15 protein-coding genes are annotated in these 18,924 nt (G+C 55.9%); 8 read left to right on the top strand and 7 right to left on the bottom strand.

The window, feature by feature from the left end; translation table 11 throughout:
• Nucleotide 1 precedes the first annotated feature (1 nt).
• From AC1RQ9_RS05360 to AC1RQ9_RS05345, 4 genes are read right to left on the bottom strand one after another with little or no spacing between them, the layout of a single operon-like run.
• Nucleotides 2–814: an amino acid ABC transporter ATP-binding protein gene (locus AC1RQ9_RS05360; RefSeq protein WP_485985880.1), complete on the bottom strand. Its 813-nt coding sequence runs from the start codon at nucleotides 812–814 to the stop codon at nucleotides 2–4.
• Nucleotides 811–1,641 carry an amino acid ABC transporter permease gene (locus tag AC1RQ9_RS05355; protein WP_193731578.1) on the bottom strand — a complete coding sequence of 277 codons (831 nt, stop codon included), beginning with the start codon at nucleotides 1,639–1,641 and terminating at the stop codon, nucleotides 811–813. The genes AC1RQ9_RS05360 and AC1RQ9_RS05355 overlap by 4 nt, the downstream gene beginning before the upstream one ends.
• Before the next feature lie 15 nt (nucleotides 1,642–1,656).
• Nucleotides 1,657–2,481, bottom strand: coding sequence for an ABC transporter substrate-binding protein (locus tag AC1RQ9_RS05350; RefSeq protein WP_193731577.1), 825 nt, complete (start codon nucleotides 2,479–2,481; stop codon nucleotides 1,657–1,659).
• Between the two features lie 13 nt (nucleotides 2,482–2,494).
• The gene (locus AC1RQ9_RS05345; RefSeq protein WP_485985878.1) at nucleotides 2,495–4,642 is read right to left on the bottom strand and encodes a TonB-dependent receptor; all 2,148 of its coding nucleotides are present in this window, start codon (nucleotides 4,640–4,642) and stop codon (nucleotides 2,495–2,497) included.
• An 835-nt stretch (nucleotides 4,643–5,477) separates the two neighbouring features.
• On the opposite strand from AC1RQ9_RS05345, the gene AC1RQ9_RS05340 reads away from it, so the two are divergent.
• From AC1RQ9_RS05340 to AC1RQ9_RS05315, 6 genes are all read left to right on the top strand, one after another.
• Nucleotides 5,478–6,482: a dimethylarginine dimethylaminohydrolase family protein gene (locus AC1RQ9_RS05340; RefSeq protein WP_485985877.1), complete on the top strand. Its 1,005-nt coding sequence runs from the start codon at nucleotides 5,478–5,480 to the stop codon at nucleotides 6,480–6,482.
• Nucleotides 6,483–6,495: 13 nt separating this feature from the next.
• Nucleotides 6,496–8,097 (top strand): zinc-binding metallopeptidase family protein, encoded by a 1,602-nt coding sequence (locus AC1RQ9_RS05335; protein WP_485985876.1) that lies wholly within the window; start codon nucleotides 6,496–6,498, stop codon nucleotides 8,095–8,097.
• Nucleotides 8,098–8,121: 24 nt separating this feature from the next.
• Nucleotides 8,122–8,889: a class II aldolase/adducin family protein gene (locus AC1RQ9_RS05330; RefSeq protein WP_485985875.1), complete on the top strand. Its 768-nt coding sequence runs from the start codon at nucleotides 8,122–8,124 to the stop codon at nucleotides 8,887–8,889.
• A gap of 105 nt (nucleotides 8,890–8,994) precedes the next feature.
• Entirely contained in the window at nucleotides 8,995–9,849 is an 855-nt protein-coding gene (locus tag AC1RQ9_RS05325) for a polysaccharide deacetylase family protein (protein ID WP_485985874.1), read from the top strand.
• Nucleotides 9,850–9,879: 30 nt separating this feature from the next.
• Entirely contained in the window at nucleotides 9,880–10,677 is a 798-nt protein-coding gene (locus tag AC1RQ9_RS05320; protein WP_485985873.1) for a transporter substrate-binding domain-containing protein, read from the top strand.
• A 105-nt stretch (nucleotides 10,678–10,782) separates the two neighbouring features.
• The gene (locus AC1RQ9_RS05315; protein ID WP_485985872.1) at nucleotides 10,783–12,051 is read left to right on the top strand and encodes a M20 family metallo-hydrolase; all 1,269 of its coding nucleotides are present in this window, start codon (nucleotides 10,783–10,785) and stop codon (nucleotides 12,049–12,051) included.
• Nucleotides 12,052–12,208: 157 nt separating this feature from the next.
• On the opposite strand, the gene AC1RQ9_RS05310 is transcribed toward AC1RQ9_RS05315, so the two are convergent.
• Nucleotides 12,209–13,057 (bottom strand): phytanoyl-CoA dioxygenase family protein, encoded by an 849-nt coding sequence (locus AC1RQ9_RS05310; protein ID WP_485985871.1) that lies wholly within the window; start codon nucleotides 13,055–13,057, stop codon nucleotides 12,209–12,211.
• A complete protein-coding gene (locus tag AC1RQ9_RS05305; protein ID WP_485985869.1) occupies nucleotides 13,008–13,463 on the bottom strand; it encodes a hypothetical protein in 456 nt (151 codons plus the stop codon). Before AC1RQ9_RS05305 ends, AC1RQ9_RS05310 begins: the two co-directional genes overlap by 50 nt.
• Before the next feature lie 370 nt (nucleotides 13,464–13,833).
• On the opposite strand from AC1RQ9_RS05305, the gene AC1RQ9_RS05300 reads away from it, so the two are divergent.
• Both AC1RQ9_RS05300 and AC1RQ9_RS05295 read left to right on the top strand, forming a co-directional pair.
• Nucleotides 13,834–14,619, top strand: a complete 786-nt coding sequence (locus AC1RQ9_RS05300; protein WP_485985867.1) for a sulfite exporter TauE/SafE family protein — start codon at nucleotides 13,834–13,836, stop codon at nucleotides 14,617–14,619.
• A gap of 92 nt (nucleotides 14,620–14,711) precedes the next feature.
• Entirely contained in the window at nucleotides 14,712–16,706 is a 1,995-nt protein-coding gene (locus AC1RQ9_RS05295; protein ID WP_485985865.1) for a M1 family metallopeptidase, read from the top strand.
• Nucleotides 16,707–17,087: 381 nt separating this feature from the next.
• On the opposite strand, the gene AC1RQ9_RS05290 is transcribed toward AC1RQ9_RS05295, so the two are convergent.
• Nucleotides 17,088–17,588, bottom strand: coding sequence for a Ros/MucR family transcriptional regulator (locus AC1RQ9_RS05290; protein WP_485985864.1), 501 nt, complete (start codon nucleotides 17,586–17,588; stop codon nucleotides 17,088–17,090).
• Between the last annotated feature and the right edge of the window lie 1,336 nt (nucleotides 17,589–18,924).

The following is an 18,924-nucleotide window of genomic DNA, read 5'->3' as shown; positions in this document are numbered from 1 at the left end:
TTCAGTTGGTCTGTAAGCGTGCGCCCAGCGTGGAAGCCAAGAAATCAGCCGCCCGTGGGTGCGATGGCGCGGAAAAGAACTGTGCGGATGGGGCATCTTCCGCGATCACCCCATGATCCATGAACAGGACCCGGCTTGCGACCTCACGCGCAAAGCCCATTTCATGGGTCACGACGATCATGCTCATGCCCGTTGCGGCAACCTGTTTCATGACGGCCAACACGCGGCCCACGGATTCCGGGTCAAGCGCGCTGGTCGGTTCGTCAAACAGCATGACCTTGGGCTTCATGGCCAATGCCCGTGCAATGGCGACACGCTGCTGCTGGCCACCGGACAGCTGGGCCGGGTAATGGTCCATTCGCTCCCCCAGTCCCACCCATTCCAGCAGGCGACAGGCTTCACTGCGCGCTTCGTCAGGCGGGACGGACAGGACATGGACCGGCCCCTCCATCACGTTCTGCATGGCCGTCATATGCGAAAACAGATTGAATTTCTGAAAGACCATGCCGGTCTTCAGGCGCTGGCGCGCGATCTGACGTTCCGACAGGCGGTAAAAACGCCCACCCTTTTCGGCAATTCCCATCAGTTCGCCATCAACCACCACGCTACCGCCCTGATACCGTTCAAGCTGCGCGATGCAGCGCAGGAGCGTGGTCTTGCCAGACCCCGATCCCCCCAGCACGCACATCACATCCCCCTGGTTCAGGGTGCATGACACCCCCTTCAGGATAGGCATGTTCCCATATGCCTTGCGCATGTTCCGGACTTCAAGGATAGGCGGCGCAGTCGTGGCTGCAATATCTGTGGCGGTCATCCCGACCATCCCCTGTTGATACGTTTTTCAAGGAAATACTGCACCGGCATCAGCACCGTAACAATCGCAAGATACCAGAACCCGGTCACAAGCAGCAGTTCGATCACCCGGGCATTGGCGTAATAGATGTTCTGCGCACTATGCAGGATTTCGGGATACTGGATCATGCTGGAAAGCGATGTCAGCTTGATCATGCTGATGAACTCGTTACCCAACGGTGGAATGACCACCCGCAGCGCCTGCGGCAGGATGACCCGGCGCAGCGCCTGCAGGCGTGTCATGCCAATCATGCAGCAGGCTTCATACTGCCCCTTGTCCACACTGGTCAGGCCGGAGCGCATGATTTCCGTTATGTAGGCCCCCTGGTTAAGCCCCAGCCCAAGCAGTGCGGACAGAAACGGGGTCATAAGCTGCACCGTCTGTACCGATCCGTAACCGGGCACCCATATATGCGGAAACACCAGCGCCAGGTTGAACCATAACAGTAGCTGCAGGATGACCGGCGTCCCGCGGAACAGCCAGACATACCCGGCCGCGACCGTTTTCCAGACCGGATTGCCGGACTGCTGCACGATGGCGAAGATCAGGCCGATCACGACACCCAGCAGCATGGCCGATACGGCCATGAACAACGTTGCGGCCACACCCTGCATTATGGTGCGGACCATTAGAAAATGGCTGACGTACTTCCACTCGATATCGGAAACGGCAAAGGCATGAACCAGCCACGCCACGAACGCAAGCACGACCACCAGCGACATGACCATGCGGTAACGGCCACGTTCTATGATTGTGCTATGATCGTCGAGTTGCATTTCAGCAGACATATTTCACCTGTGCGGCTAGGAGGGGATGACCGTATTGGCTTCCAGGTGCCACTTGCGAAGAAGACTCTGGTATTTCCCATTTTTTTTCAATTGTTCGAAATCAGTGCTGATATCGTCAAATAATGCGCTGTCATGCCGCATGGCGATCGCAAGATAGGCATGGCTGATGGGGGATAGAAACCGCCGGAACAGGGAATGGGCGTTATCAAGGAAATATCCCACCGTTTCTTCCCCCTGAACGGCGGCCTGCACCCTGCCCTCACGCAGTTCCAGACGCGCCATGGCGGAGTTCTCGGTCCCCACCACCGTAATGTCGGGCATGTGGGCTGCGCCACAGACGCGTGCGCCCCATGCCTGCAGGATCCTGGCGAAATCAGTACCGCGCGCTGCCGATACTGTCCCCCCACACAGATCGGTATCCCGCGTGAACGGACTGTTGCCCGACACCAGCAACTGGGCGCCGGACTGTAAATAATCAACAAACTGAAGCACACCCCGACGCCCCGGCGTATCATTCAGACCACTGATGATGATGTCGATCCGTCCCGAACCGACATCAACCATCAACTGGGGAAAGGACGCCTCACGTATTTCCACCGGGCGTCCCATCTGTTTTCCCAGTGCATAGGCGAAATCGACATCAAAACCCTGAAGTTCACCCGTTTCAGGAGCATGGAATTCCATGGGCGGGTAAACGGGATTGATCCCCACGACCAGCGGCACCGCCGCCGCCCCGTATCCGGCGGTGTTGCCCGACAGGAAAAGCATGGCGCACCCTGTGGCAAGAACGGACCTGACGGCGGTCCATGCGGATCGGGACTGGCGACGATGTAAGCGCATTTATACTCCTGTCCTAGTAGGAAGCAGAAATGGTGCCGAAGAAGGAACGCGGCGCCCCGATACTGAAGGACTGGTAATCACCCTGCATCGGATTTCCGTTATCCCCCATTGTTCCGATATAGGTGGAATTAAACAGGTTATAAACGTTGAAACCAACGGATAGCGTGCTGAGCGGACCGACGCGGCTGAAGTTGTAGCGTGCCCCCATGGATGCCAGCCAGTAGGACGGAACATGCAGCGTGTTCATGTAGTCAAACGGGCGGCTGGACATGTAGGATGCATCAAAATGTACTTCCGCCCCACGATAGGCATAGGAAAGCTGTGTTTTATACATGAAGGAAGGATAATTGACGATCTTCTTCCCCTTGGTGTGATAGGTCGTGCCGCCATCGGACACGTCCGATCCATACCAGCCATGGTTATAGCTGAAGCTGTTATAGAAACTCAGCCCCTTGACCGGGCGTATGGTCGCCCCCACGTCCACGCCGTTCATGTGGACACTACCTACGTTCGCGACGGAATCAGTCGGGTTGACAATATTGCCTGATGCAATCGTCTGCAGGCGGTTGAAGAAATCAGTGTGGTAGAAACTGACAGATGCGGACAGCATCTTCGCCTGGTAACGATAACCGGCCATGTAGGTCCAGTCGGTTTCCGGCTTGATGATTTTCTTCATCTGGTTGAACGTCTGCAGGTTTGTTACACCCCAGACACTGCCCAGGCCGTAACCACCATCGGCATAGGTACGCAGGTTCTTGGCGATATCGAAATAGAGTTCGCTATGCCGGTCGATATGATAATCGACATTGAAATGCGGCAGAAACCCGTCGGATGCATTAAGGCTGCCCTGCGCCAGTGCTGCCTCACCCGTATTGTTCGCCACCTGTGACCCACGTGTCGTGGATGTCATGGCCTTGAAGCCTACGGAGGCAGTCAGGTTTGGTTTGATATAATACTGGTCTTCCACATACCCCATGAACGTATTGGTATTGAAATCAAAGGCCCACATGCGATCGAATTCGCGGCCCAGATGATTGGGATCAGGCACGCCCTGCCCCAGCAGCGGGGCCTCGTACAGTGTCTGGCTTATGGCATTGCGGTAGTATTCATACCAGATCCCGGCCCGCAGCACATTGTGCCCCATGTGCCAGTTCATGCCCGACGTGAAACCGAAACGCATGAGCCACGGACGCTTGATCTGTTCAGACAGTGGCGCCCCATTGGGCGATGCATGGAACGGGTTGGTGAATACCCCCATTGCCTTCTGGCCATGGCCATACAGCGTCGTGTCCCATGACAGGTTGTTCGTCATGTTCAGCTTGAGTTTCGTGTACGCCAGATAGTCATTCCAGACACGCCCCACGTCATAATACGCAACGTCCTTGGGGTCGTTCGTCTTGTCCTGGCCCAGCGTGTATTTCCCGGCTGCCGCGTTGTAGGCATTGGTATAATTGGGATAATAATTGTCCAGCCGGGTACCGTACACCTTCAGGAAATTGAAGCTGAGATCCTGATAGTCGACCGGCTGCACAAGATTGTTCCAGTCAAAGAAGAATGACAGTTCACTGTTGTTCTTCAGGGGCTGTACAAGCTTGGCATTGACGTTCTGTTCAAACTGGTACCCCGCACCTTTCCACTTGTTCGTGTCGTTACGAACATAGGAAACATAAAACCGGGTGCCCGATTTGTTCAAGTTACCGCTGTCAACACGGACAAACGTATGGTACGCGTCCCAACTCCCGAAGGACTGCGACACACGTGCCCCGGCCTTCTGCAAAGGGTTGGATGAAACCATGGATATCTGGCCGCCCAGGTTGGTTGTTCCCGGCGCATCCACGGCACCCGCACCCTGCGAGATGTCCATGCTCGCAATATTTTCCGGTGCGATCGCGGCCTGGGATTTCAGGCCGTTATAAGTGAAATATCCCTGATCCCCCAGCGGGACCCCATCAAGGGTGAAGCCCATCTGGTCCTGCACGAAGCCGCGGGCGTACAGCGTGGAAGACCACGTATCCACACCCAGCGCATCCGATGAAGTGAACTGCACGCCTGGCAACTGGGCCAGCATCTTGACCGCGCTGGTGCCGGGCACGAATTTGTCCATCATGGCGCGACTGACCACCTCGCTCGTCCCATGTGACTGGGTACGGGCGGTGGACATGACACGCAACTGTTCCGGTTCATGCGCCTGCACCGGGCCTGCTGCCCTCTGGCGCGCGGTATGCGCACCAGTCCTGGACGAGGCCGAAACTCCATGCCGCTGTTTTGAATCAGTTGCGGATCCGGAACTTTCGACTGCCGCCTTTGCGGAATCAACGTATGGAACGCAACAGACAAGAAAAACCCCGAGACATCGACTACGTCTCATTACGTGCCTCCTGACATATGATCGTAGGATTATTGGAAGTCATTACTTTTTATTTCTGCTTCTGACCCGCTTATGCACCCGGACATGACAGACCGTGCGCGACCGACGGCAAAGACGGAAAGCATCCCGGGTCCCTGCCGTAACCTGATCGGGTCTGAAAGATTGGTCCGTAATCTGAATTTCCCATACCCCTGGCGCATCTGGATATTGAAACCATATCGAAACGAAATGGATGGCACGTTCACCCGGCCGTGATGGCCATCTCCTCCAATTCATTTCTTTTGAAAAACGATTAAACACTGCCAGACGATCTGTGAAACGCAGACTGCCTGATGATCTGCTCCACCGCAGACGAACTGCCGCTGACCGCAGGATAGAGTTCCTGCTTGAAATAACACAGAACTTTTTAATATCCCTGTTTGCCGGTCACTCTTGCCATACCGGATGATTAGAAACGTAAACGCAATGAATCGGTTCTGTCCAGACTTTTTGGTGTCAACTCCAAGTTTTTCTTGCGTCGGCCCAAAGGCGCTATAAGATGAGCCCATGACCGACGCAGCCACCATGATTTTGCTGCAGCCGGGATTAATTACTTACATTCAATAATATAAAATAGGTCATGCGCGATATGAATGCGATTACAGAAGGCGAATGGCGTTACAATCAGCTGATCAAGCTGTTCCCCTCGGAAGCGGAACCCGCGTTCGAGGACACGGCGCAGCAGGAAGCCGTATGGGGCCGGAAATGGGGATGTAATAACGACGTCGGGCGCCTGCGTATGGTCATGATGCACCGGCCGGGTGATGAAGTTAAGATTGTTGATACATCCAAGCGGATGGAAAACAACGCTTTTGGTGATGTTGAAGCCGGCTGGTACTGGCGTGGCGACACCGGCCCCGATCTTGCGGCCATGCAGGCGCAGCACGACGGTTACGTCGCCACCCTGCGTGGGGAAGGCGTGGAAGTCATCTATCTCGATTCCATCGCGCCAGGGCGTATGAAATCCTGCTTTACCCGTGATTCGGTCATTGCGGTGAATGGGGGTGCCATTGTCACGCGTATGGGCCCGAAAATCCGCCGGGGGGAAGAACGTCCCGTTACCCAGACACTGGCCCGCATGGGCTGTCCGATCCTGCGGACGATTTCAGGCAATGGTGTTGCCGAAGGCGGCAGTTTTGCATGGCTGAACCCGACAACCGCGGTTATCGGGATTTCTTCACGCACCACCGAAAGCGGAGCTGATCAGATCGAGGAAGTGCTGCGTACGCAGGGTGTTGAACTGCTGCGCATCCAACTGACCGGTTACAGGCTGCATATCGACGGCGTGTTTGTTATGCTCGCCCCTGACCTCGCCATCGCCAATATTGCCCTCCTACCCTACTGGTTCATTGAAAAGCTTGGCGAACTAGGCATTCATATCATCGAAGTCGGTTACGATGATGATGTTTCAATCATCAACTGCCTGGCAATCGCGCCCGGTCGCGTGGTGATGCCCGAAGGCGTATCCGAAAAAACACGCAAGGCGCTGACGGGTGCCGGCGTCGATATCATTCCGGTCAAGTACGACAAGATGATTTCCGGTGGTGGCGGCCTGCACTGTTCGACCGGCCCCCTGATCCGCGACGATGTATGAGGGGAGCGGAATAATGTGGAACGATGAATTTTCCGACGCGCAGCGCACGGCGCTCGACTGGCTGATTGAACGGCAGGCCGCGTTTTCCAAGGATCACAAGACGATCTGGGATTTTCAGGAACCGTCATGGCGCGAATACCGCTCCAGTCGCTGGTATGTCGAACGTCTGCGCAGCGAAGGTTTCACTGTGGAGGAAGGCACGGCAGGGATGCCCACCGCCTTCCGTGCGGAATGGCGCAATGGGGACGGTCCCGTACTGGCAGGCTACGCGGAATATGACGCGGTACCCGGACAGTCGCAGGAAGCGGTTCCCTATCGGCAGCCGCGCAAGGGGACAAGCCGGCTGGCGGCGGGCCATACCGACCCGCATTCCGCACTGGGTATCGGCGCACTGGCCGGTTTCCTGGCGACAAAACGGGCCATGGAAGAACATTCCATTCCCGGCACGCTCGTCTTCTTTGGTGAACCGGCGGAAAAGATGTGCGGTTCAAAGCCGGTGCATGCCGCCCACGGCTATTATACCGGACTGGATGCGGCCATCAGTTTTCATCCCCATTCCTTTCCCGCGCTGACGAATGGATGTTTTTGGGAGACAACAAGCGCACCTTACTGGAGTCGTATCTATACATTTGAATGTCCCGATCCCGAGACATGGCAGGCGAACATCTCTTCGGGTGAAATCACGCATATACATGCTATCGCACGCGCACCCGGCGCGATCGATGCGGTCTGCCTGATGTACACCAATTCCAAGATGATGAAGGAATCCATCCTGCCACACACCGGTAGCTGGACCATCAACGAATTCATCCCGATTGCCGGTCAGGCCACGGCGGACAATTTCGCCCCTGGAATTGGGCAGATCCAGTATTCCATGCGCGCGCCCTCGCTGGACATGTGCCATTCGGCCTTTGAAATCCTTGATCGTAATGCCGACAGCATCGCCGCGATGACGCATTGTACCGTCAAGAAGGAATGGATCACCAAGACCCGTCCCGGCCTACCCAACCATGTTATGGCCGAAACCACCTTTGCCAATTTCAAAAGACTTGGCGCACCACAATGGGGTGAGGACGCAGTGCGATTCGCCCAGGAAGTCCACAAGACCCTCGGCCTGCCCGAAACGGCGGAACCGCTGCTGCCCAACATGATGAAACTAACATCCCCGCAGGAAGCCGAAGCCGCCTTCCGTGAACAGCTGCCGCAATGGCAGAAGCATTACGCGGCGGATGATTACGTGGATTATACATGGCACGCGCCAACGGTCCGGCTGTATGTCGCCCGTCCCACCCTGCATCACCCCGAAGCCCCCGGTTACCGCTACCCTGCATGGGCGCGCCATGCCATGGCCGGTTACACTGCCTGCATCGACCCGATGTGGAGCCGGGCATCGCAGGTCATCACCACTACCCTGCTTGACCTGCTGACAAAACCCGCCGTCCTGGAAGCCGCACAGGCCGAATTCCGCGAACGCACCGGCGGTGGCGTGGGGGGAACGCGCTGGATCGGCCCACTGCTGCCCAGCGATTTCAAGGCGCCGGTCGATTATCATTGGCCCGAATACGTGGAAACGCCACGCGGCAGTGAATGGTCCATGGGCAATGTGCGCGACTGATGGACCACAAAGGAGTGCAGGCGCATGAACACGGCTGAAATACCTTCGGCGGCGCAGGATGTCGCGACCGAAACGCAGTACCTGCGGGAGGATCTGGCACTTGCCTACCGCCTGTTCGCCCATCTGGACATGACAGATACGGTCTATACGCATCTGTCCGTCCGCCTGCCCGGGCCGGGGCACCGCTTTCTGGTCAATCCATACGGCTATCTGTTCGAGGAAATCACAGCCAGTTCCCTTGTCGAGGTGGATGCACAGGGCCTGCCTGCGCAACCCACTGCCATGCCGGTCAACCCGGCAGGCTTTGTCATCCATTCGGCAGTGCATGGCAGGCGGCCCGATGCCGCCTGCGTCATGCACACCCACACCCTGGCCGGAATGGCGATCGCGGCGCAGCAGGGTGGACTGCTGCCCATCAACCAGATCAGCATGGAATTCTACAATGCTGTGGCGGTGCATGAATATGAAGGGATCGCGGAAGACCGCAACCTGAGCGAGCGGGAGCGGCTTGTCCGCGACCTGGGGGATCACAAGGTCATGATCCTGAAAAATCATGGGTTGCTCAGTGTAGGGCGAACCATCGCGGAAGCATTTTATTACATGTATTACCTGGAACAGGCATGCCGTATCCAGCTTGCCGCGCAATCTGGCGGACAGCCCCTTTCCATTCCGTCGCCCCAGATGCTTACGCATGTACGCAGCCAGTTTTCCACAGGCCCGGACAAGGGCGAGATGCTGTGGAACGCCCTGCGTCGCAAGATGCAGAAAGAACAGCCGGATTATATGACCTGAAAACTATCCCGTGGCTGAAGGCCGCTGCCGGAGAAAAACCTTATGTCGCTTCAGTTGATCAGTAACCCTCCCCCGTGGCCAGGCGGCGCGCGGTGCGCCGTGTGCATGTGCTTTGATTTTGATGCCGAGAGCCTGCTGCACCTGTTTTACGGCGCAGATGCGGGCCGCCATGTCAGCGCCGCGTCCGAATTGCGCTTTGGGGCCACGATTGCGGTCCCACGCATTGTCGATATCTGGAAACACTTCGGAATCCGGCAGACAATGTACGTGCCGGGCTGGTGTGTGGAAGAATATCCTCACGCCATATCCCTTCTGGTCGAAAACGGACATGAAATCGGCCATCATGGCTGGTTGCATGAACGCGTAAACCAGCATTCTCCGGATGATGAACGCCGTATCCTTGAAAAAGGCATACGCGCGATCGAGAAAGCGACCGGCCGCCCACCCGCGGGATACCGCAATCCGTCGGGCGCATTTTCGGAATACACGCTTGACCTTCTTGTCGAACATGGCTTCCGGTACGATGCTTCCCTGTATGGCGACGACGTGCCTTACCTGCTGAAAGGCAATGCCGGTTCGCTGATCGAACTGCCTTCCACCCACGCATTGGATGACTGGCCACAATATGTGCATACCAAGGCCTTCAAAATGGCCCAGACAATCCGCGCCCCCGCGGAAGCCATGGCCGTGTTCCGCGCCGAATTCGATGCGGCCTGGCAGTATGGTGGTCTGTGGTCTGCAATATGGCACCCGTTCGTATCAGGCCGGCTGTCGCGTGCGGCGGAAATTGTGAAACTGCTCGGATACATGCAGGAAAAAGGGGATGTCTGGTTTGCGCCGATGGAGGATATCGCAGCCCATATCGCTTCGTTGATCGCCAGCGGCACGTGGACACCGCATGAAGAGCAGATCCCCCGCTGGATCGGGGGCGTGCCCCCCCTTTCCGTTCCGACGCGTTAGAAAGTCCCGACAATGAACAGGACATGGATAATGACCATTATCCCGGCAGCCATGATCGCCTGTGTCCTGCTCAGCATCTTTTATTTCCGGACTGCCCCGACGGCCGTGACGGTGGAAGCCCCCATTGTCGTAGCCATCAACACCGGCAACCCGCCAATGGAGTTCCGTGACCCGGAAACCACACATCTGCAGGGATTTGATATTGATCTGGCCGGGGCGATTGGCCGGGTTTCGGCGCGACCGGTCAAATGGGTGGACAGTACTTTTGAACAGTTGATCCCGACCCTGATGTCAGGCCGGGCCAACATGATCATCAGCGGTTTTTACGATATTCCCGCCCGGCACGCGCTTTTTGATTTCATTCCCTACCTTACGACCGGATCGCAATTCTATACCTCCGCCGAACATGACGACATTCATACGCTGACCGATCTGTGCGGCAAGACCGTCACCACCATTCAGGGCACCAGTTTTGCCGAACAGGTCTCACGCTGGAGCGCCACAAACTGCGAAGCCACCGGGAAACCCGCCATAAAGGTCATGTGGGATTCCGATCTTGGCCAGCAGTTGAGCAACCTGCGCGAAGGGCGTTCAAGCGCCGCGCTGCATGGACAGGAAGTCGTCGCGTTCATTATCGGGTTGAGGGGCGGCGGTCATTTCCATCCCATTGCTCCCCCCATCAACCGAACGAATATCGTCGCGGCCTTCAGGAAAGGCGACGTAAAAAACGAAGCCCTGTTTTCGGAAGCCCTTGCCCGCCTGCGCCAGGATCATGAATTCATGACCCTGGCGGATAAATGGAACCTGTCGGGCAGTATAAATAAATAACAGAACAGACCATACATATATTACCGTTCCAGAAGCATATGATTCGCAACGAAAGCCATCGTTTGCTGAACAATGAACACAATACAGTAAATAACAGGAAAATACATGAATCAGAAGACATCGAGGACGGGGACGAACCTTGCCGTTGATAGCCCATCGTTACTGGCGGATATTGCCGAAACCGCAAGGTTTGGCGGCACGGCGAAAGGCGGGATCTGCCGACTGGCCCTTACCCTACAGGACCGTCAGGTCCGCGACTGGTTAGGAACACAGGCGGTGGCACTGGGCGGCGTGCTGACGGTTGATTCCATGGGCAACCAGTTCATCCGCCTGCCCGGCTCCGATCCGTCACTGCCGCCGCTGGTTATGGGCAGTCATCTTGATACACAGCCGACAGGAGGGAAATATGATGGCATCTATGGTGTGCTGGCCGGTCTGTCGGTCCTGCGCGCGCTGCAGCGCAGTGGCTACCGGATGCGGCACCCGGTTGAACTGGTCAACTGGACGAATGAGGAAGGATCCCGTTTCGCACCCGCCATGTTTTCATCCGGTGTATTTGCCGGTGCCATTACTGAATTACAGGCTTATGAAATACGGGATGTGGACGGAATATCCTTCGGGCAGGCACTGGAAGAAATCGGTTACAGGGGCGACGAACCTTGCGGTCAGCATCCGGTCCGCGCCTATTTTGAACTGCATATCGAACAGGGACCGGTTCTGGAAAAGGAAGGCACGACCATTGGCGCGGTAACCGGCGTACAGGCCATGCGCTGGTTTGACCTGCGCCTGAACGGTCAGGAAGCCCATGCCGGCACGACACCGCGCGCCATGCGTCGGGATGCATTGCTGACCGCCGCGCATATCATGATAATGATTGATGAAATCGCGCAGTCTCATGGTGAGGATACACGCGCGACCGTAGGCATCATTCATGTGCAACCTGGCAGTACCAATGTGGTCCCCGGTGAAGTACAGATGTCGCTGGACCTGCGCCATCCCGATGATGATGTAATTGCCGCCGTGGAAGAATGTATCCGCAAGGAAGCAGCCCGGCAGGCGGAACAGCAGGGTATTGCGTTTTCAATGAAACGTATATGGAAATCCCCGGCTGTGCATTTTGATCCCGCCTGTGTTGAACTGGTTCGCAGGGCAGCCAGTCAGACGGGGCAGACCTGTCGGGATATCGTATCGGGCGCGGGTCATGATGCCGCTTACATGGGACATATCTGCCCTACGGCCATGATCTTTATTCCCTGCCGTAATGGCCTGAGCCATAACGAAGCGGAACATGCGGAAGCGGGGGATATCGTGGCCGGGGCCAATGTGCTGCTGCATGCCGTCATGGCGGCCGATGCACATTTCGACCCTGTATAGATCAGAAAGCCACCCGCACAACCGCCACGGTCCCCCCTGTAGATCCGTAGCAGGGTGTGATGACATAATCACACCCTGCTCCCGGACGATGGATGATGCGGGTTGATACTGTCCGATGATGCCCGGCAGGCGTAACCGGCACATCATCCCCACATATTCAGACCGTTTCAGGCAACGGACCGGGAACCGGCAGGATCTGTGGGAACGTGGGACATGCAAGGGCCTGACCGGGCGTAAGGTTATCGCCCTTGACCGGTGGGGCGATGTCGCTTTTGATTTCGACATAATGGGCGTCATCACCGGCCCAGCAGGTCGAAAGCACACGCCGTGACCGCCGGGGATCCTGATTGCCGGGGGCTGCGTGCAGCGTCTTGCAATTGAACACCAGACAGTCACCCGGTTCCATCGCCCAACGCAGGATGTCGTAATCTTCCGGCACTGCATCGATATCGGGCAGCGGCGGACGTCCATCCCGGTCCCCGCGGAATTTACTTGACGGATCGAAAGGCACGGCCTCGAACAACTGTCCCCAGCGGTGTGAGCCTTTTACGAATTCCAGTGACGTTTCCAGCGGCACCACATCAAGCGGCGTCCAGATCGTAAGCGCCTGCGTGCCCCCGACACACCAGTAGGACTGGTCCTGATGCCAGGGGGTGCGCTTGGATGTACCCGCTTCCTTGATAAGCAGGAAATCATGATAGAACGTGACGGTACGGGACTGCATGAGACTGCCCGCCACGGCGGCAAGGGGGCCCGTGCGCATGAATTCCTCGAATACGGGTACACGCTGCCAGACCAGGACATCACCAAAAAACAGTCCGGCTTCACCGGGATTTTCAAAACGGAAATGGTTGGGCCCTGCCAACTGTATGGCCGTGGGCAAGGCATTTTTCAGTTTTGCAATCCATTCCGGGGATATCACCTGCCGCAGGCAGACGACGCCGTCCTGATCGAACTCATGCTGGATGGAAGTGTCTACATATTCGGACTGGATCACATCCGTCATCACCATCTCCAAGTATCGCGCGTCCTGCTGTGGACCAAGGCTTCTGCCATTTGTTTCGATAACAGAATATAACATCCAGATAATGGATTCGTGTTTGCGATATCCGCAAGTACACTTTCAGTTTCGTCAAACCGGTTCCCATGGTCATGCATGTCACCGTATGGACATGGTCGGTGACAGGCCCTTCATCCTCCTCATCGGGTTCCAGCGGTTCGACCAGAGTGTCCCTGTCCGGATCGATGGGTTCATCCTCATCATAATCGGGGAAATGTTTTTCCGGCTGGTCCAGAGGTTCCTTCTCATCGGGTTCACCATGATCGGGATCATCCACCGCTGGTGGCGTGATCGGGGGTGGACGCGCCGGAATGGAATTCCAGGGAGTAGCCATTACCTGTCTGCTGAACATGGCGCATTTTCCTGAATGGTTCCACATGCAACGGACATGGTGAAGGCAGGTTGCGGCGGCACCGTGGACATTTTTCAGCAGGATTATCCGACCGGCCCCCGCAAATTACCTCTTTCTTACCGCACAACAGGGATTTTGCGTATTTTTTCGGGTTATATGCAAAAATGTTGTCGCTGCATATCACCAAATCGGCTTGTGCTTCATGAAAATTACACATAAACAATTCCCATCACCCGGCATAAATCACTTAATTTTTTAGTATAATTTGGATGCAAAACGAGTCAGGAACGGATGGACACGTACCCCCAGCCCCGCCGCCGGACCGGATACGCCCCAGGCCCGCAACCATTGAACCATGAAGCCCCAGACCATGCATCTGACTGAATCGATCAACCTGCTTTATGTACTGTCTGGCCTTGGGGTCGGCTTCCTTGTCGGCATGACCGGCGTTGGCGGTGGGTCGCTCATGACCCCGCTGCTCATATTGCTGTTCAAGGTGCATCCACAGTCCGCCGTAGGCACGGACCTGCTGTATGCGGCCCTGACCAAGACGGTGGGCACGCTGGTACATGGTCGCAGCCAGTCGGTGGAATGGCGCGTGGTGGGACGGCTTGCGCTGGGCAGCATACCCGCCACCCTGCTTACGATCGTAGCCCTGCACTGGGCGGGCAGTCCCTCGGCACAGGTGACGCATGTGATTTCAGTGGCACTGGGCATAGCGCTGCTGATCACGGCCCCCAGCGTGCTGTTCCGCCATCGGCTGCAGATGCTGTCGCGACAGAAGGCCGGTAGCGTTTCCCCCGCCATGACCGGTCAGCTAACCACGCTGCTGGGCGCGGTGCTGGGGGTCATGGTCACGCTGTCTTCCGTCGGTGCGGGGGCCATCGGCATGGCGGCGCTGATCTTTCTGTATCCCACGCTGGAAATCCGCCGTCTGGTCGGCTCCGACATTGCCCATGCCGTGCCCCTTACGGCTATCGCGGGCATGGGACACTGGTGGATCGGGGATATTGATATCCCGCTGCTGACTTCGCTGCTGTGCGGATCCATTCCGGGCATCATACTGGGCAGCCTGTGCATCGGGCTTGTTCCCGACCGGGTGCAGCGCACCATACTGGCTGCGATCCTTGTCACAGTTGGCCTGAAAGTCATCTGAGGGCCTGCGCCGCGCACGGTGCCCGTCCGTATCTTGCTCTTCGGGCGCCATCCATTACCCTACCGCAACCATGACAGGCGGGAGGCAGGGTAATGGCATACGGAAAGCTGGCGATCATCCTGGCCTGTACAGGCTGCTGTGCGTCGATCGGGGCGCAGGCAGCGCCTGCCCCAACCGCAATGGACATGCGACAGGTTTTTGCCCCCCTGTCCCTGCCTGACGCGCCCAACCGCTACAATTCCGGTTCGGGCCTGCCGGGGCCTGATTACTGGCAGAACCGGGCGGATTACATGATCCATGCCCGTATCGATACGTCCGCCCATGTCCTGTCGGGCGATGAAACACTGACCTACACCAATAACAGCCCCGACAGCCTTGATACGCTGTGGCTGCAGCTGGACCAGAACATCTATCAGCCTCATTCCCGGGCAGGTTTCGCCAATCCCGAGCGTCATCCCCATACGACGGGCGGCATGGTGATCGATTCAGTCGCCATCATGCACCACGGGCGCGAAATCCCACTGTCGCCGCGCATATCCGATACCCGCATGCAGCTTGTCCTGCCGGATACGGCGTTGCCCCATGGACAGAAGGTCCGGATCCGGATCCGCTGGCATTACACCGTTCCCGGCCCATGGGGCGGCCGCACGGCGGTGACCCCCGCCCAGGATGGCGAAATGTACGAAATTGCGCAGTGGTATCCCCGCATGTGCGTTTATGACAGCCATCGGGGATGGGACACGCTGCCCTATCTGGGACAAGAATTCTATCTGGAATACGGCGATTTTGATTACAGTGTCACGGTGCCGTGGAATTTCACGGTGGTCGGTTCCGGCGCGCTGCTCAACCCGGATGATGTGCTGACCAAAACCGAACGCGCCCGTCTGGCGCAGGCGGCCCGCAGCGACCGGACCGTCATGATCCACACAGCGCATGACGTAACGGATCCCACAAGTCACGCGGCGCGCATGGGGGAAAAGACATGGCATTTTTACATGGAAAATACGCGTGACGTCTCCTTTGCCGCCTCCCCTGCCTTTGTGTGGGATGCGGCACGCATTGACCTGCCCCCCGCGCGTCCGGCACCGGGCAGGAAACCCGTGCCGCGCCTGGCCATGTCGGTTTACCCGCGTGAAGGTAGTGGCCCGCAGGCATGGGACCGCTCCACCGAATACGTCAAACATGCCATTGAATACTTTTCCAACCAGTGGTTTCCCTATCCCTGGCCCAATGCCATCAATGTGGGCGGCCACGGGGCGGGCATGGAATATCCCGGCATTGTCTTTGACGGGTGGGAAGACCGGAACGATACGCTGTTCTGGATCACCACGCATGAACTGGGCCATGACTGGTTCCCCATGATCGTGGGCAGTAATGAACGACGCGATGCCTTTATGGATGAAGGGTTCAATACCTTTATCGACGCCTATGCTTCCCAACAGTTCAACCATGGGGAATACGCGCCCAAGCATGACGCGGAATTCGCGCCCCTGACCGGCCGACCTGCCGATGACATCATTCCAGTGCTGAAAGACCCGAAGGCACCGCCCCTCATGACGCCAGCGGAACTGGTGCCGGAAGCATACCGGCACCCGGTCACGTATTTCAAAAGCGCGTACGGGCTTATGCTGCTGCGCGAACAGATACTGGGGCCTGAGCGGTTCGATACCGCCTTCCGCCGTTATATCCGGGCATGGGCATACCATCATCCGACCCCGTCGGATTTCTTCCGGCTGATGGAAAGTGAAACCGGGGAAGATCTGGGCTGGTTCTGGCGTGGCTGGTATTTTGAAAACGACTGGCCGGATTACGGCATATCCGACCTGTCCCATATCAATAACGATGCCCGTCAGGGTACACAGGTCCGTATTCGCACAAAGGGCAGGCTCATGCTGCCCGTCACGTTACGGCTGGAATATGTCGACGGCACGCATGTCGATCAGGTCATCCCGACGGAAAGCTGGCATTTGACCAATACCATGACTGCAACCTTCCCCGGCGGTCCGACAGTCGACAGGGCCATTCTTGATCCTGATCACTCCCTGCCCGATCCGGACCGCAGCGATAACATACGCCGCCTGAAATAAGGTGGCGTGCAACCGGGCGGTCACCACGATACAGCACCCTGCTGCCGGAATACTTCTTTCCCGACTGGCTTATTGCAACGGGCACAAACAAGGCACCGCCAGGCAGTAGGGTGGATAGTGTATCATATCGTTGCGATATACTGTACGGGCAATATCATGCTCCTGCCCCGCATGAAGGTATTCGCCCAAAGGACTGCGCTTTACACGGGGAATGACTGGACCAAGCCCTACGGACAAGAGAACAGCCGCATGCATTCATAACGGCCGGGAATGCAATAATTCATCTGTCATTACAAATGGCAAAATATCTTTTCATTCCCTGAAAATACAAATACCCAGCCTGTTCCCAAGCTGGGTATTTGCGATCATGCGGCGTATCCATTACGCCTGTGCATCGGCACCCTTCTTGCGACGCGCACGGGTCTTGCGTGCGGGCTTTGCCGGGGCTTCCGCCGCAACTTCGGGTTCCGGCTCAACCACAACCTTGCGACCCAGGCCGATCTTCTGTGCAAGGGACGAACGATGCGCGGCATAATTGGGCGCGGTCATCGGATAATTGGCGGGCAGACCCCATTTTTCACGATACTGCTCCGGGGTCATGCCATAGGCCGTCTGAAGGTGACGCTTGAGCATCTTCAGCTTCTTGCCGTCTTCCAGGCAGATCACGTAATCAGGAAATACTGATTTCTTGATCGGCACGGCAGGCTGCAGCGGGGCGGGTTCAACCACCTTTTCAGCACCAAGCCCCTTCAGCGCAGTATAAACCGTTTCGATCAGGGTGGGGATCTGCTCAATGCCAATGGTATTATGATTGGTATGTGCGGCCACGATCTCTGTCGTCATGGATACCAGTTCGGTATGCGGGAGATCTTTATTGTCCAATGTCTGTATCTTTCCTCTGTAGATTGCCGTCTGGGCACCTGTCCGCCCTATCAGTAATAATCATGCGTCTATTATGCAACCACAACAAAGCCTTTTGCTGCATATTTTTTATATCATCCCCATTACAGGCACATACGCAGCAATGCCTGCACGGGTTGCATATCAGTGCGCCTTTCTGTATTCGGACAAGCATGATTGCGCAATAATAAATCCATTCATTATCGCATCCATGGAACATATGCAATTTTTTGTTTGAGGAGTTGAAAAAACAGCATCTCACATCTCTAATTTACTGATTTTTGTTAATGAATTTTCAATGTTTTATAAACACATCATATAGAATATATGTCCTGTTCATCAATCGCATTAAATGCAAAATAAAAACAAAATTCGTGAGTAAAAGTAAACAAACCATACCATTTTAATTATATAAAGTCATGTAATTGTTATTTTTATGTAAATATATGTTATATCATCCTATTATATAAAATAATATCTGAAATAAAGCATGATGCAACCAGAAATTTTTTAATAATTACATATTATATCAAATATATATTCATATTCTGACCTGACGCATGCCATGCATGTCGGCAGCATGATCCCCATCCATATGTCATGAATCTTACCGACCGTAATCCGCACATACCTGCGCTACAATACATGCTGTTATTCCGTTATTGCAGAACCAGACCGTACTCTGCCATCATTACATTCATTTCACAAATACACGCCATGGTTGTGCCTATGTCATCATGCATATCTGTTCACCATGTTCAGGTCTGGTTGATAGGCTGACCAATCCCGGCAAGAGGTAACATACTGTATCATAATGCCTGCATGATAATCCATGAATAGACGCAGAAAGCAGGATGATGTCACCAATCCCGCTGTTTCCATTCCTGTTCCATGGACAATATGACTATCAGCCTTGATCCTATTCACCGCTGATTCAATTTTTAACGATCGCAATGGGAATGACAGCCATGAACAAGGTAAACAGCCCTTCATATCGTATTGCGACAGTCCCTGATTACATCCCGTCGGTTTTATGGACATGGCTGGGCGAACCCCACGTCCCTAATATACTCGCGGAAAATATCTGAAAACATCTGTCAGCCATTCCCTACAGGCGGCACAGCCTTCCCTGATATCACACGGCGCATGCAACGCTGGGCTGCGCGCTACCATGGACCCGGTTCGGCCGGAATGCACCGCCAACCCTGCAACAATGTTTTGCCGCGGGGACGAGCAGGGCCTGAATATTACGTATGGATTGGGCGAGATCCATTATTCTTGTGATATCGTGCAAATTATAATGAATCTTTTGGTAAAA

It is taken from the genome of Komagataeibacter ossonobensis, assembly GCF_057359305.1.
Note: the sequence above shows the minus strand (reverse complement) of the source record. Positions and strands in the feature narration are given on the sequence as shown.